We start from the raw sequence: 14,075 nt of genomic DNA, 5'->3' as shown, positions 1-14,075 counted from the left end.
AGGATTGGAACTTTGAAAGAGAGGTGTTCAAATTGACTTTACAACAATTAAAATATGCATTAGAAGTAGCAAGTAAGGGATCCATGAATGAAGCAGCAAAAGATTTATTCATCTCCCAGCCAAGATTATCGAATGCGATTAAGGAGTTAGAAAAGGAGATTAAAATCACTATATTCATTAGAACCAATCGGGGAGTTACCATTACTAATGAAGGATCCGGGTTTCTAGGTTACGCTAGACAAGTATTACAGCAGTTTAACATGCTTGAAGAAAAATATTTAAGTAAAAAACCAGCTAAGCAACATTTTTGTGTTTCAACCCAGCATTATACTTTTGCAGCCAATGCTTTTGTGGAACTTGTTAAAGAATTTGGGGCTTCTGAATATGAGTTTACACTTCGTGAGTCGAAAACTTTTGAAATAATAGAAGATGTTAAAAATTTACGAAGTGAGTTAGGTATTATTTATTTAAGTAATTATAATGAATCTGTTTTATTAAAATTGTTAAAAGAAAGGGATTTGACCTTTTCAGAATTATTTACTGCAAAACCACACGTGTTTATTAGTAAAAGACATCCATTAGCTGGCAAAGAATCGATTAATCTGGAAGAATTAGATGACTACCCTTGCCTTTCTTTCGAACAAGGAGAGTACAATTCTTTTTATTTTTCAGAAGAAATTCTAAGTACTAGAAGTGTGAAGAAAAGCATTAAAGTCAGTGACAGGGCAGCTATTGTTAATTTTATGATTGGTCTTGACGGTTACACCATTTCTTCGGGAGTTTTTCCTAAATATCTTCATGGGGAAGATATTATTGCTGTTCCTCTTAATGTAGATGCACTTATACGTGTAGGAATAATGCAGCATAGAGATGTCACATTATCAAGACTTGGTGAAATATATGTGGAAGCTTTAGAAAGTGTTGCACAGGAATTATAAATAAAAATTGTCTTAGTAAATAGCCTTTCTGATATAACTTTTAATTATATCAGGCTATGCCGTTTAAGTATTATGCTATTACGAGTAAGCTCCCTTATAATTATGTGTAATGATTGAAATTGGAGAGTGATTGTTGTATGGGAGTTCAAGTATTGTATTCATTTGTTATCTACGCACTAATAAATGCCTTTACACCGGGTCCGGGTAATATTCTGGCATTAAATACAATGACGAATTATGGATGGAAAAAAGGAAAACCTTTATACTTCGGGATCTTTGCAGGGTATTTTTTCGTACAAGCGTTATGTGCCTTCTTTATTTTTGGACTAAATAACTTAATAAATCCAATTATGAATGTACTTACATATGCGGGAGCTATTTATATTTTATGGCTTGCCTATCGGGTTGCAATCAGTAAGCCTGACAATAAAACATCTGACAAACAGCCTTCTTTTTGGATTGGATTTGTCCTGCAAGTTGTTAATGTGAAAATATTTTTATTTGGAATTACCGCATTAACAGGATATATTACACCTTATTACTCATCACTGGGAACGCTTTTATTTTTTGAAATACTTATTGCTACAGTAGGTACGATTGCTACTTTGTCTTGGGTATTTTTCGGCGGGATATTACAAAAGACATATTTCAAACATTATCGAATAATAAATATTATATTGGCGTTATTACTTTTGCAATGTGCTGTTGCTCTTTTACTACACTAAAAAATTAGAGTTTAAAATGTACTTGATTCTCAGATTGTGAATAAATGCACTTAAATAACTGGTGCATTTCTGGAAAGAACCTGCGCTTATTTTGAAGAAATTCACCACACCACAAAAACACCTTTTTTCTTGAGTAGACAAATGGTGTTTTTGGTTTTTGTCCCAGCTTCTTTTTACCTTTTGATCAGGATAGGCAACGGATTTATAGAAATGTTCATTCTCAATAGGATAACAGACCAAGGGTAATAAAGCGGTCTTTTTTTATCTATCAGATCTGTTTTTTTATTAATGTAAGATTTTTCGGTCGGTGGTTCAGATGTATTGAATTTATCAAGTATCCCTTTTGGTTCACTCTCGACTAATGCCATTGTACGGTATTTTTGATGTAAAAACTGTTCGTATGACATATGATTAAATAACGTGATAAGAGGAGCATAATGATTACTATTTAAGAGACCACATGGTTTATGATGAAGTCCTAATTGAGCCCACGCAAAAATTTCAAAGAATGCTTCTAAAGTTCCTGGCCCACCAGGCAAAGCTATAAATCCATCTGCCATCTTCGCTTTTCTTTCATGCATAGAATCTACAATGATCAGCTCTGTTAAGTTTTTTTATGGGCAATCTCTCTATCATCTAGAAATCTAGGCATAACACCAATTACGTAGCCTCCTTCTACTAAAACTGGATCTGCAACAGCACATAACTCCAACACTTGCCCCACCATAAACAAGAGCAATATTTCGTTTTGCTAGTTCTTTACCAAGTTTTTTGCAAGACATCCTAATCACAGGATTGTATTTTCGTATAAGTTTAGGTTTAAAATAAAGTTACACTGTTTCTAAAAAGTTAAACTTTTGATAGGAATGATTACGTCTGTTTATCGACCTAGAAGCGCTTATATTAGGCGTTAAACCCAAAAGCAGCATAATATCAATCAGTTCGACAATAATACTGGATAACAAAAGCAGGAAATGGAGAGATAATTTTGAAAAAGTACAGAACTTTATTATTTGACGTAGATGATACATTACTGGATTTTGGCGCAGCTGAAAGGGAAGCTTTACGCTTGCTTTTCGTGGAGCAAAACATGGCCTTAACCGCTGAAATCAAAACACATTATAAAAAAATAAATCAAGGTCTCTGGAAGTCCTTTGAAGAAGGAAAATTAGATCGTGACGAGGTCTTGAATACTCGATTTTCGATTTTGTTCAAGGCATATAATCGAGAGGTTGATGGAGCTTTACTGGAAAAGAGCTATCGCAGTTACTTAGAAGAGGGAAAACAGCTTGTCAATGGTTCCCTTGAAGTGATAACAGACCTACAACATCAATATGATTTATATATTGTTACGAATGGTGTTTCCAAGACTCAGTATAAACGCTTACGTGCTTCAGGATTACATCCGTTATTTAAAGATATTTTTGTATCAGAGGACACTGGCTTTCAGAAGCCAATGAAGGAATATTTTGATTATGTATTTGCGAGAATTCCTAACTTTGACGAGAAACAAGCATTAATTATAGGAGATTCCTTAAGTGCGGATATTAAAGGAGGACAGCTAGCAGGGATAGATACATGTTGGTTAAACGCTGAAATGAAGCCCAATAACACTGATATTATTCCAACCTATGAGATTCAAATGCTTGAGGAACTTTATCGAATTTTAACATAAGAATATTATAGAATTTGGATCAGTTAGTCCATCATGCATGAATAATTCTCTTCCACAAACGCGATTGTTGAACACCCCATCCATTTAAACGATTTTGTCGCGTTGTTACAGTTATGGAGTGTTATTCGGTAATTGCACCAAAAATTAGATACCTTTATTTTTAACTAATAAATTACTACTCTAATGGGGTAACTAAAAAAGTTGCCTCCTGACCTCATCTCAGTGCAACAAAAAAACACCTTACATAAAAGGTGTTAAAAAGTTGTATTCCTTATTAAGAAGCCTCTTCTGGTGATACGATTTCGAATTCACCTTCTGCATACACTTGCTCCGCATAATGGCTTCCCCATAGACAGAATTCCTGCAAAATAGGTTTAAGAGATTCTCCAAGTTCGGTGGGTGAATATTCAACCTTCGGCGGTACCTGATTATACATCTTTCTGTTCACAAGTCCACTAGCTTCAAGATCTTTCAGTGTTTGAATCAGCATTTTCTGAGTTATATTTGGGATAATGCGCTTTAATTCACTCGTTCTCTTTGGTCCATCCATTAAAAAGTATAATACAAGACCTTTCCATTTTCCACCAATAACTTCCATTGTTACTTCAAAACCACAACTAAATTTTTTCATGTATAAACCCCTTCATTTCACATTTATTACTTTTTAGTTACTATATCACAAAAAAGTAGGTACTTGCAATAAAGTGATTACTGATAGACACTATATCTTGTAAGATGTTTTTCAAGTACTTAAAGGTACTAGACATAAAACAAAATGAACGCTAAAGGAGTGTTAAGTATGGATAAATTTGAAGGTAAAATAGCGCTTGTAACGGGCGGTACAAGTGGCATTGGTCTTGCTACAGCACAAAAGTTTGTAAACGAAGGTGCATATGTTTATATCACTGGACGCAGACAAAACGAACTTGATAAAGCTGTTAACCAAATTGGCAAGAACGTAACCGGAGTTCAAGGGGATATTTCTAAGCTTGAGGACTTAGACAAACTATATGACATTATAAAGCAGGAAAAAGGTAAGTTGGACATTCTTTTTGCTAATGCAGGGGTCGGCAGCTTTCTTCCATTAGGTGAAATTACTGAAGAGCAGGTTGATCGAACGTTCGCCATTAACGTTAAAGGAACGATTTTTACTGTTCAAAAAGCATTATCACTATTCCCGAACAAAGGAGGTTCCATTATTGTAACGGGATCTACTGCTGGATCAATTGGCAACCCAGCATTCAGTGTATATGGAGCATCTAAAGCAGCACTAAGAACTCTAGTTCGCGACTGGATTCTTGACCTGAAAGGAACTGGAATCCGTGTAAATGTGGTTAGCCCAGGAGTTATTCATACACCTGCCTACAATGAGCTTTTTGGTGATGCACTTGAAGGAGTACTTGAACATACAAGAAATACTGTTCCAGCCGAAAAAGTTGGGACACCTGAAGAAGTAGCAAACGTTGTATCTTTCCTTGCTTCAGACGAAAGCAACTACATGACAGGTGGTGAATTTTTTGTAGATGGCGGGCAAGCACAGGTTTAATTTAACAGGGTGCATTTTACTGATGAATAGCACTATTAATCAAATTGAGTATTGCGGAAAGATTGAGCCAGCTGTGCGAAGTTTTGAGCCTTCATTTGCCGATAAAAGAGCCACTGACGGCGGAAGAGAGGGCCAAATCGTTATTCAAACTTGATCTCTTTTATCTTCTGATTGTTCTATGAAAAGAATCCATTTTGAAAAAAGAATGAGTCAAAATGGATTCTTTACCTGTAGTTTTGCTGAAGACTGTTTACTCAGAAATTTAACCGAGGACTTCTTTATAAGAAGACCTTGTTCTCTTATGGTCCGTTTGTTGCACAGTATACGTCTAATGACAATTATTATATTAGATATCTCTTATGCTGCTCACGTTTTCTTTCGTGACATACTTAAGCGTGGTATCTGGCGAGCTGCGACCTCACAACTCTTGAATAGGAACGAGCTCCGTTCCGTTATTCATGTTACTAGAGAGTTGCTCGGTACGAACGGCTAATATTCCGGGTCAATGCCCCCTTTGTGCTACATCTTTTTGTCCTGGATTATGCTCTCGCACCACCATCCACCTTTAGAACGACGCCCGTCACGTATGATGCAGCCCACTAACAGTGTTTTTTTGGTTTTGACATGCGCTCCATGATCAAAGCCACTCTGCGCCTACTAAAAAATCGGATCATGTGAGCCATAAAGAAATTGTTACGGCCATCGATGATATAGCTGTGTCCCTGATCGATTCCGCGAAATCCGGCCAGTACAACCTTCTCCGGGGTAGAGAGCTTTTGACCTGCTGCCATCTCCTCACTGCCGACCGCTTCGAAAAACCCCGTATCTGTTGCACCCGGGCACAGTGCGAGAACGCGAACGCCTCGCCTACGCGTTTCCGCCCATAGCGCCTCAGAGAAGGACAATACAAATGCTTTGGTAGCCCCATAAACTGAAGAATAAGCACAAGGCATGAACGCAGCCATCGAGGCCACGTTAACGATGACTCCATCCTTTCTCCTGAGCATATCGGGCAGCAGCCGATGCGTGAGATCGACTAATGCAGCCGTGTTCAGTATAATCTCTTCCTGCTCGCGCTCTGGGTCTATTTCCTCGAAACGGCCATAGGTGCCAACGCCTGCATTGTTGATGAGAATATCAACAGACAAGCCCAGTTGGGAGATTTGTTCTGCCAGTTGACGCGGGGCATTCGTTTTGGACAAATCGCAAGCCAATGCATAAGCCTCCACGCCATACTGAAGGTTGATTTCTTTAGCCATTGCATCCAGTCTGTCCTTCGAGCGCGCTGCCAGAACGACATGACAGCCTTTTGAAGCCAATTCTTTCACATATGCTTTCCCAATCCCTGATGAAGCACCGGTGACTACTGCTAGCTTGTTTCGATATGAATACTTTTCCAAGATGCAAACCTCCTATCCAACACCATCTCTGCTGTGAATTATCTTCATTCTACTGTCTATGGAGGGAGTTAACCACATCATGTTTATACTATTAATGGGATTAACAGCTTCGGTACTTGTTATGGTTCTCTTTTGTGGAAACGGCAATTAACATAGCTTATAATAATCATATATAATGTGCTTTTGGTCCATTTGGTTACTAGCGATATGTATCTTCCATATGAGTAAATAGAGGTGATTCACTTGAAAAAGAATCGTTCCTCATCCGCATTGGGTGACTTCCTTAAATCGCGCAGAGAACGGTTACAGCCTTCAGAGGCCGGGATTCATCCGCTTCCCGGACGAAGACGCACTCCGGGACTTCGAAGAGAAGAAGTCTCTTATCTTGCCCATATTAGCGTGACTTACTATGCCTGGCTGGAACAAGGCAAAGAGGTTAATCCTTCGCCGGAAGTCCTGCTAAGTATCAGCAAAGCGCTTCAGCTTGACGAAGACGAGCAGAAGCATCTGTTCGATCTGGTCAACGTAGACATGGCGAGCGTCGTCACAGCGACAAATAACAGAGAGCCGGATACGAAAGTTTTCCAGCAAATTGTAGATCAACTGCATTATCCTTCTTTTATCACAGACGAAGGTACAGATATTATCGTCTGGAATCGGGCGGCAGAACTGATTGTAGCCGATTTCGGCAGTCTGCCGGACAACGAACGGAATATGATGAACATTATGTTTTTAAGGCCGGATTACCGCAACAGACTGGTGAATTGGGAAAGCTTTGCCCGTTACGCTGTAGCCGTTCTGCGGGCAGGATTCGATCTTTACAAGAATAACCCGTTCTATATGGAACGCTTCGAACGCTTGAGGCGGGAAAGCGTGGAATTCGTGCATTTCTGGGAACTATATGAAATCAAGCAAAAACGCGTGGCCACCGCTTTATTCCGTCTTCCTGACGCACAGGAGATGGAGTTCGAGCTCCATTCCTCGGCTTTAATCGATAATGATCCGGGACTGCACTGGTGTTTCTTTGTTCCGGTGCCCGGTTCAGGTACGGAGGAGAGATTAGTACGTTTACTTGAGCAAGACAGGCGGCTCCCTTAGACAGTTACTCCCGTTAATAGAATAGACATGCTGTGGCTAGCTCCCTCCAGTTGTTCGTATGATTTAGTGGATAACAACGATTGGAGGGTATTTATCATGCAGACATGGTTCATTACAGGAGCATCAGGAGTCTTGGCTTCACGTTTAACTCAACGGGGTTACTTGATAGAGCTATTTTATTTGAACTAGATAGCTTTTCAATCTCACTCTTTTGTTGATTAACCTTCTGTTCAAAATTGCCAATGTCAGATTGAGTGTTTAAAGATAAACGGTTATAATTCGTTATTTCAATTTTATCATCAAAATAATCTTTATCTATTTTTGCTAGTTTAGCCTTTAGAGAATTCAACTTTGATTGATAAACTTCTAATTCCTTCACCATTGGCTCAAGATTGTTTTCTTTTTCAGCATCTAACTTTTCAATACTGTTGCTTACAATTTCATCATCTGAACCAATTCAGAAATTATGTTTAATAGAGTTGGACTTTAATTTATGCGATCTCATCCTAGTATGGGATTGAGGCGGTTTGATTCAACCTGTATTTTTATAGTTGTGAAAACTTATTAGAATTCATGGGAAGAGTTTAACGCGTTCCAGCAAATCAAAATTGTTCTACAGGGGTACAGCCTACCAATGAACGTAAAACCGACGCTAAGACAATTTTCACAAAAGCAAAAGTCGGCTTTTCTGCGCTAAGGATTACCGACTTTTGATATTTTGTATTCAGCTGTCATCCTGCTGCTGCCATTTGATTCAACTATCGTTTCCGTTAGTTTAATCTTCCGTCAGTCGATCAAGGAGATTTTTTAAATTCGCATCCTGTAGTCGTTCGTATTGAACGTATTATTTGGTATGATAGACACCATTTCTAATCTGATTTGTCCATTTTCGCAGATGTGGAAAAATAACTCATCTCAACGACAGAAATGGGCCTTATTTTTGCTTTTTCCTTGTGTTCTTCTAAAACTTCGTCTTGACTTTGATCTGAGTAATCCTGGCGAGGTTCCCCTTCTTTCAGCTTTATGTCAATAAAATCAACCAACTGCTGAAGGGTGGAGATTTGATTTACGATATTTTCGCGGTGATTTCTTAATTGGTCCACCAGTTCGGTATATCCTGCGGAATCATTGTCGGTCGAGACCGATAAAAATGGCCGCATAGCCTCGAGCGACAATCCCGTTTTTTTCAGGCAAGATATCAGCTTTATCCTATCGATTTCCTCTTTTCGATAGATGCGATGTCCGTTTTCCTTTCGTTTTGCCTGTGGCAACAGCTTGATCTTTTCGTAAAAACGGATCGTGTCCTCGGAAAATCCGGTTTGCTTAGCGGCTTGCTTGATCGTAAACGTTTGTTCTTCCATTGCAACTCCTCCTGAAATTACCATTTTGTATATGATACACCTTAGAGCCGACTCCAAGTCAAACTTATTCCCCCATCTCTTATCCTTGGGCAATTTCTGTATTTTTGCACCTTGACTTAGATTCGAGTCGAACTTTTATAATAGGCTCTGACAGGAAGAAAAATCCCGTCCATATGAAGGAGGAGGAGATCTACATCGAGCTTTAGTAAACGTTATATCTTGCACTGATAACTGCTGATGCTAAGTATGTATAGTGATCGAAGTATAGGAAAAATTATTATTTCTTAAAGAAGGAAAGGAACGTTTATTATGGATATTGCAGAAATTAAAGTTAGTGACCCCACCCCAGTCGTCTCGGTGAAGCCGGTAGTCCTATCAGCCCCAGGCCGTGGTGAAGGTCTGAAGGTGAAAGTTTCCGCGCCGACGACCGGCCGTAACTTACCCATCATTGTTTTCTCACATGGATCTGGTTCGTCATTAGAGGGCTACGGTCCCTTGGTCGACTTTTGGGCGGCACACGGCTTCGTAGTCATTCAACCCACCCATCTTGACTCGAGGACAGTGGGCCTTCCTCAGGACGACCCCCGTACACCACGGATCTGGCGTTTCCGAGTCGAGGACATGAATCGCGTTCTCGATCAGCTTGATCTTCTAGAATCTGCCGTTCCCGGTCTAAGCGGGCGCCTAGACAGAAGCCGCATCGCTACAGCTGGACACTCCTTCGGCGGTCAAACGGCGGGCAATCTTTTGGGCTTGCGAGTCCTCAACCCGGAGACCAAGAAGGAAGAGGATCTGTCCGATTCGCGTATCAAAGCAGGCCTGCTGTTCGCCACCGCTGGGCAAGGTGGGGACAGCTTGACACCGTTCGCAGCCGAGAACATGCCGCACCTGAACGTGAGTTTCGCGCACATGACCACACCCACTCTCGTGATTGTCGGGGACCAAGACAACATCCCGAACAAGTATCAGCTGACCGTCCGCGGGCCGGACTGGATGACCGATCCCTACTTTCTCAGCCCTGGCGCCGAGAGCCTGCTCACCCTCTTCGGAGCAGAACACTCGCTCGGCGGTATTGCCGGCTACGAGGTCCAGGAAACAACGGACGATAACCCCGCGCGGGTCGCTCTGATCCAACGAGTCACATGGGCCTATCTCCGCCATGCTCTCGACATTGAACATTCCAGCTGGTCGGCGGCTTGCGCGGCTCTGGAAGAGAGCGATAACTCGCTTGGTCGCATCGAGTTTAAGTAAGGGCAGGATAAGCGCATTGACTTGACGGTCGTAACAGTGTTGTTCACCCACCCAATGCCATATGACAATCGAAGTTGGAGTTGAAACAACTGGGTCAATATGGAAACGACTTCGAAAGATGCTGACACCTTATTTTGGCAGCAGGAACCTAACACGTTCCTACTGTCAATTTTTTATTCTATAAACTCTGTTATCCCGATATTCAAGCATAGATTTGCCGTTGAGCAAACTTATGCTTGATGCCCCCAACAAAATGGCACGATTCAATAAATAGTCCAGAACCCACTATAGAAAAAAAGATTTAAAACTGACTCTTCTTATAACATTTCATCTGAAGGATTTTTGTGAAAAGGTTTGATCTTTTTATACCTATGTTATTCCACAATATGGCCTTTATATGCAATACTAGCGCTGTTTCTTGTTCAAGAATTGCGCCCTTTTCTTGAAGATTGTTATTGATGTAAGAACCATCTCATAAAATTTCAAAAATTGAAATGTATATATATTTAAAGCATGATACATTCAAATTGCACCAAAAAAAATAACAAAAAAGAGGAAGTGGCAAATTGAAATTTAAAGTCGAAACATTTCCAGATTATCGTATCGCTTATATGCGAAGGGTTGGTCCATATGGCTCTGCCAATATCGAAGTAATAGAAGGACTAAAAAAATGGGCTAAGGACAGAAATCTTCTTGAATCGGCAACCCTATTTGCAGTTCCACAAGATAATCCTAAAACAACACTGCCAGAGAACTGCAGATTCGATGCGTGTATTGTACTTTCAAAGGATTATCAAATGGATAATTCAATTTATGAAGGTGAAATTCCTGGTGGGAATTACCTTGTTTACGAAATCGAACATACAGCGAAAGATATCCAAAAAGCCTATTCTAATATTTTTCCATCCCTACAATAGGATGGATATCAAATGGATAACAAACCAATTATGGAAAAATACGTCGGTAATATGATTAACAACCCCTATTGCGAAATATGCGTACCGGTAAAATAAAAAAATAGACTAGGAAGAACAAGTTGTTTATAAATACTTATAACCTAAAAATTTCAGCAATTTGAAAGATCTTAACGTACATATAATTGGCATATTTGGGAGATTATTTAGCTTAGCGTACAAAATTTCTGAAATGTTGTCTGTACCCCTCTATGGAATATTTGAATTTGAACTAGAAAGAGTTTTTGAGACATGTTAGTTTGTATTGGAAAGTTAAAGTTTAGTAATAGAAAGAGAGAGCATGTTATTACCTCTCTCTTTCTCTGTTTAAGAACAATATCTAATAATTAACTTTTTAGCATAAGTGTTAAATTCACAAAAAATATTACTAAGAAGAAGAAAGACAGAAAGTAAAATGCAATTGACTTCCAAAAATCTTTACTAATTGTATGGAAAACAGCTTTACTAAAGAAAGACATTAACCCAAATACAAGTATTATTAATAGTGGTATAAAATCATTTCCTTCAGAAATACCAGAAAAGAACAAAATAAAGAAACCTACAACAAAACTTAGGATAAGTAACAAATCTGAAATAATAAAAACTTTCGTAGAATTCATCACTGTTTCTACCTCCCGTTTAACAAAAAATGTATTTTATTACCAATAAAGGATTTACAAATCATATATAATATTTTAACATAATATGGATATTACACAAAGGAGGAATATATTATTAGTTTTTTCAAAAATGTAGTTGTATCTTGTATTCTAGCTATGCGTGTGATGACAGTAAGTCCAGCATTCGCTAACGCAAATGCTGGTTTAGAATCAACTAATTTTCAATCTGTCAATGTGTCTACTGATTATTCTGAGCAAGATGTAAAAGATGTTGAAACTATTCAGAAATATCTCGAGGTTTCAAGTGATGTAGATACATTTTTGATTCGGAAGCTGCCCAAGAAGCTGGTGTGAGAGATTCATTAATTACTCAAACAAAACAAGATTTTGAAAAACTTAATAACAAGTTGGAAAAAGAAAACCGTTCAGTAACCACTATGGCTAGTTCATGTCCTGGTTTAAATCACGTGGGAGAAAGTACTGATTACTATTATATTGGTCTTGACCACTGCATAACCAAAGATCTTATTTATTTGTTGGGCGTATCGGCAGGACTAGCAACTATTGCAACAGCAATAGCAGCCCCTATTAATATTGGTGCTGGCGTTGCTACCGGTATTGCAGCTGGACTATTAGCAATTGGTACAGCTACTGTATCATATCATAGTAATGGTAGTGGCATAGCTTTAACGGCGACCCATACTGATCCTCCAGTTGTTGTAAGTATTGGGTCACAAACATAGAATTACTTAAACAACACTACTTATAAATGTAGCTTATTGTATTACTATAATAAAAACAATTTTAATCAATTAATAAACTAGATCACCTCTAATTTTACCAGAGGTGATCTAGATTCTACTCATATTATACCAACGGTTGTAACCTTAACGTACGATATTTCCGTTTTGCTGTCTGAGCCCCTTTTAAGCTCATCACTCTTATAGGATCTTTTGTATTTAGTTCGCATTCTTATGCATTTCTGAAACGTAATCATATTTATCTCCCAAAATTCTTAAAATTTCCTCAGTAGTCAATTCATTAAAGTATTTTAATGATTCGTAGAAATCTGTCTCTCGGTCTTCTCCTGGATTATTTTTTTCCCAGGTGTCATCGGGACAATCAGAGCGATCAAAACAGTACTCGTGCTCATCCTTTTTGATTTTTTTTAACAAAGTTTGTCGTTCACTCGTTAAGAAACAAACAGGAACTTACAACCTGTAGATGATAGCTAACTATACACTTTCTTATAGTTGGCCATCAATCTACAGTTTGTTGTTATCGATTGTTTTAGAGGGAAGCGAAATGCCATCAGCTCGTTAGCTAGTGTTTTTAGCTAGCTTACGAGTGATGAGCAGACTTTTAGGCAACACAGAATCGCGAATTGAGGTTTTTGCTACGATTTAAGTGTTGCTAGAAAGCTCTCATTTGTATTTTCTTTCAAAAAAATGAACAACCCTCTGTGTCAACTCAACTCACAATCTTGGATAATACAACGTCGCTTAAGTGTGTAATGATAATAAAGTTGTTTAATTTTGAAGCTAAAAAACGCATTACACCGCCCAAAAATGTGGACGGTGTAAAAGTAAAGTCGTTTAATTTCTTGTACAATTACTGAATACACAATTATGGAAATTACACTAAAGTCGTTTAAAAATCAGATCCTTATGCCGCAAATGCGCCCTATTGCGGCATTAATAAACCAAATTTATTATGTAGTAAACTCCAAGTACCTCGGCAACTGTAAGATCATCTGTCTTTACTTTGATTCTTAATGACGGAGGAAACTTTTTATCCATCTTGATTTCAGCGCAGCTGATATGACCATCTATGCTGATGTCACAGGTACGGTTAAATATATCTTTTTTAAAAACGTATTCCTTGTTATTTTTATGGTACACCATACGCGGATTTGTGCTTATTTTAGTTTTGTCTCTTAACAAGAAACTGCTCTCTTTATTAACGTCTTTTAAATACACATCCCACTTTAACTTGGTTAAATTTGATTTAAAGGACTGCTCCCTTATCTTTAATTGATAACCACCACCTTCACCATCAATGTTTCTGGTTTCCAAAAAAGATAACGGCAAATAATTAATAACTTTATCCAAACGGCTTTTATACCTTCTCTGAATAAAACCAACCTTCGTACTATCTGAATCACTAATTACAATCTGCTTATCTAAGTATTTTCGCATTGGTAAAACTGTAAAAAACTCCATAGACAACCCTTTCTACCCCAAGTTGTGATACAACAATCTGGCCCGTTTGTTGCAACGTATAAAGTCTACTATGAAGTACAGGTTAAAAACCTAATTCGAATAAAAATATCTAACTCTGACCACCCTCTCTCATTATAGTACGCTTTTACCCATTCCTGAAACTCATTAACATTCAAAATTTATACCTCCTTTGACTAGACCCTTTTAGCTTATCAGAAAAATCTATTTAATGAGCTAAAAAGGATAATATTAGGAGGTGATTATTTAATTTGAAACGATTATCGAT

General features: G+C 38.4%; 13 protein-coding genes and 3 pseudogenes. 9 read left to right on the top strand and 7 right to left on the bottom strand.

What is annotated here, in order from left to right:
- Positions 1 to 32 precede the first annotated feature (32 nt).
- Both MUN88_RS09965 and MUN88_RS09960 read left to right on the top strand, forming a co-directional pair.
- Positions 33 to 938: a LysR family transcriptional regulator gene (locus MUN88_RS09965; protein ID WP_244723925.1), complete on the top strand. Its 906-nt coding sequence runs from the start codon at positions 33 to 35 to the stop codon at positions 936 to 938.
- A gap of 137 nt (positions 939 to 1,075) precedes the next feature.
- A complete protein-coding gene (locus tag MUN88_RS09960) occupies positions 1,076 to 1,663 on the top strand; it encodes a LysE family transporter (RefSeq protein WP_244723923.1) in 588 nt (195 codons plus the stop codon).
- 290 nt (positions 1,664 to 1,953) lie between these two features.
- Here the strand turns inward: MUN88_RS09960 and MUN88_RS09955 are convergent.
- A pseudogene (locus MUN88_RS09955) lies at positions 1,954 to 2,445 on the bottom strand (LOG family protein); the annotation flags it as partial.
- 206 nt (positions 2,446 to 2,651) lie between these two features.
- On the opposite strand from MUN88_RS09955, the gene MUN88_RS09950 reads away from it, so the two are divergent.
- Positions 2,652 to 3,338, top strand: coding sequence for a YjjG family noncanonical pyrimidine nucleotidase (locus tag MUN88_RS09950; protein ID WP_244723921.1), 687 nt, complete (start codon positions 2,652 to 2,654; stop codon positions 3,336 to 3,338).
- Between the two features lie 274 nt (positions 3,339 to 3,612).
- Here MUN88_RS09950 and MUN88_RS09945 read toward each other — a convergent pair whose 3' ends face one another.
- Positions 3,613 to 3,969, bottom strand: a complete 357-nt coding sequence (locus tag MUN88_RS09945; RefSeq protein ID WP_244723919.1) for a winged helix-turn-helix transcriptional regulator — start codon at positions 3,967 to 3,969, stop codon at positions 3,613 to 3,615.
- Positions 3,970 to 4,137: 168 nt separating this feature from the next.
- Here MUN88_RS09945 and MUN88_RS09940 point away from each other — a divergent pair, with 168 nt between their 5' ends.
- Entirely contained in the window at positions 4,138 to 4,884 is a 747-nt protein-coding gene (locus MUN88_RS09940; protein WP_244723917.1) for an SDR family NAD(P)-dependent oxidoreductase, read from the top strand.
- 599 nt (positions 4,885 to 5,483) lie between these two features.
- On the opposite strand, the gene MUN88_RS09935 is transcribed toward MUN88_RS09940, so the two are convergent.
- Positions 5,484 to 6,284: an SDR family NAD(P)-dependent oxidoreductase gene (locus tag MUN88_RS09935; protein WP_244723915.1), complete on the bottom strand. Its 801-nt coding sequence runs from the start codon at positions 6,282 to 6,284 to the stop codon at positions 5,484 to 5,486.
- 243 nt (positions 6,285 to 6,527) lie between these two features.
- On the opposite strand from MUN88_RS09935, the gene MUN88_RS09930 reads away from it, so the two are divergent.
- Positions 6,528 to 7,382 carry a helix-turn-helix transcriptional regulator gene (locus MUN88_RS09930; RefSeq protein ID WP_244723913.1) on the top strand — a complete coding sequence of 285 codons (855 nt, stop codon included), beginning with the start codon at positions 6,528 to 6,530 and terminating at the stop codon, positions 7,380 to 7,382.
- An 869-nt stretch (positions 7,383 to 8,251) separates the two neighbouring features.
- On the opposite strand, the gene MUN88_RS09925 is transcribed toward MUN88_RS09930, so the two are convergent.
- Positions 8,252 to 8,743 (bottom strand): MerR family transcriptional regulator, encoded by a 492-nt coding sequence (locus MUN88_RS09925; protein WP_244723911.1) that lies wholly within the window; start codon positions 8,741 to 8,743, stop codon positions 8,252 to 8,254.
- Between the two features lie 309 nt (positions 8,744 to 9,052).
- On the opposite strand from MUN88_RS09925, the gene MUN88_RS09920 reads away from it, so the two are divergent.
- Complete coding sequence (locus tag MUN88_RS09920) at positions 9,053 to 9,994, top strand: alpha/beta hydrolase family protein (RefSeq protein ID WP_244723909.1); 942 nt, start codon at positions 9,053 to 9,055, stop codon at positions 9,992 to 9,994.
- A gap of 566 nt (positions 9,995 to 10,560) precedes the next feature.
- Positions 10,561 to 11,007 (top strand): annotated as a pseudogene (locus MUN88_RS09915) (AraC family transcriptional regulator).
- A 287-nt stretch (positions 11,008 to 11,294) separates the two neighbouring features.
- Here the strand turns inward: MUN88_RS09915 and MUN88_RS09910 are convergent.
- Positions 11,295 to 11,570: a hypothetical protein gene (locus MUN88_RS09910; RefSeq protein ID WP_244723906.1), complete on the bottom strand. Its 276-nt coding sequence runs from the start codon at positions 11,568 to 11,570 to the stop codon at positions 11,295 to 11,297.
- Between the two features lie 162 nt (positions 11,571 to 11,732).
- On the opposite strand from MUN88_RS09910, the gene MUN88_RS09905 reads away from it, so the two are divergent.
- The gene (locus MUN88_RS09905; RefSeq protein ID WP_244723904.1) at positions 11,733 to 11,921 is read left to right on the top strand and encodes a hypothetical protein; all 189 of its coding nucleotides are present in this window, start codon (positions 11,733 to 11,735) and stop codon (positions 11,919 to 11,921) included.
- Positions 11,918 to 12,310 carry a hypothetical protein gene (locus MUN88_RS09900; RefSeq protein WP_244723902.1) on the top strand — a complete coding sequence of 131 codons (393 nt, stop codon included), beginning with the start codon at positions 11,918 to 11,920 and terminating at the stop codon, positions 12,308 to 12,310. The genes MUN88_RS09905 and MUN88_RS09900 overlap by 4 nt, the downstream gene beginning before the upstream one ends.
- Positions 12,311 to 13,261: 951 nt before the next feature.
- Here MUN88_RS09900 and MUN88_RS09895 read toward each other — a convergent pair.
- Positions 13,262 to 13,789, bottom strand: coding sequence for a tubby C-terminal domain-like protein (locus MUN88_RS09895; RefSeq protein ID WP_440136858.1), 528 nt, complete (start codon positions 13,787 to 13,789; stop codon positions 13,262 to 13,264).
- A gap of 83 nt (positions 13,790 to 13,872) precedes the next feature.
- A pseudogene (locus tag MUN88_RS21950) lies at positions 13,873 to 13,965 on the bottom strand (MazG nucleotide pyrophosphohydrolase domain-containing protein); the annotation flags it as partial.
- Between the last annotated feature and the right edge of the window lie 110 nt (positions 13,966 to 14,075).

This window comes from Gracilibacillus caseinilyticus, from assembly GCF_022919115.1.
Lineage (GTDB): Bacteria > Bacillota > Bacilli > Bacillales > Amphibacillaceae > Gracilibacillus > Gracilibacillus caseinilyticus.
The sequence above is the reverse complement of the archived record's forward strand: the minus strand, read 5'-3'. Positions and strand labels throughout refer to the sequence as shown.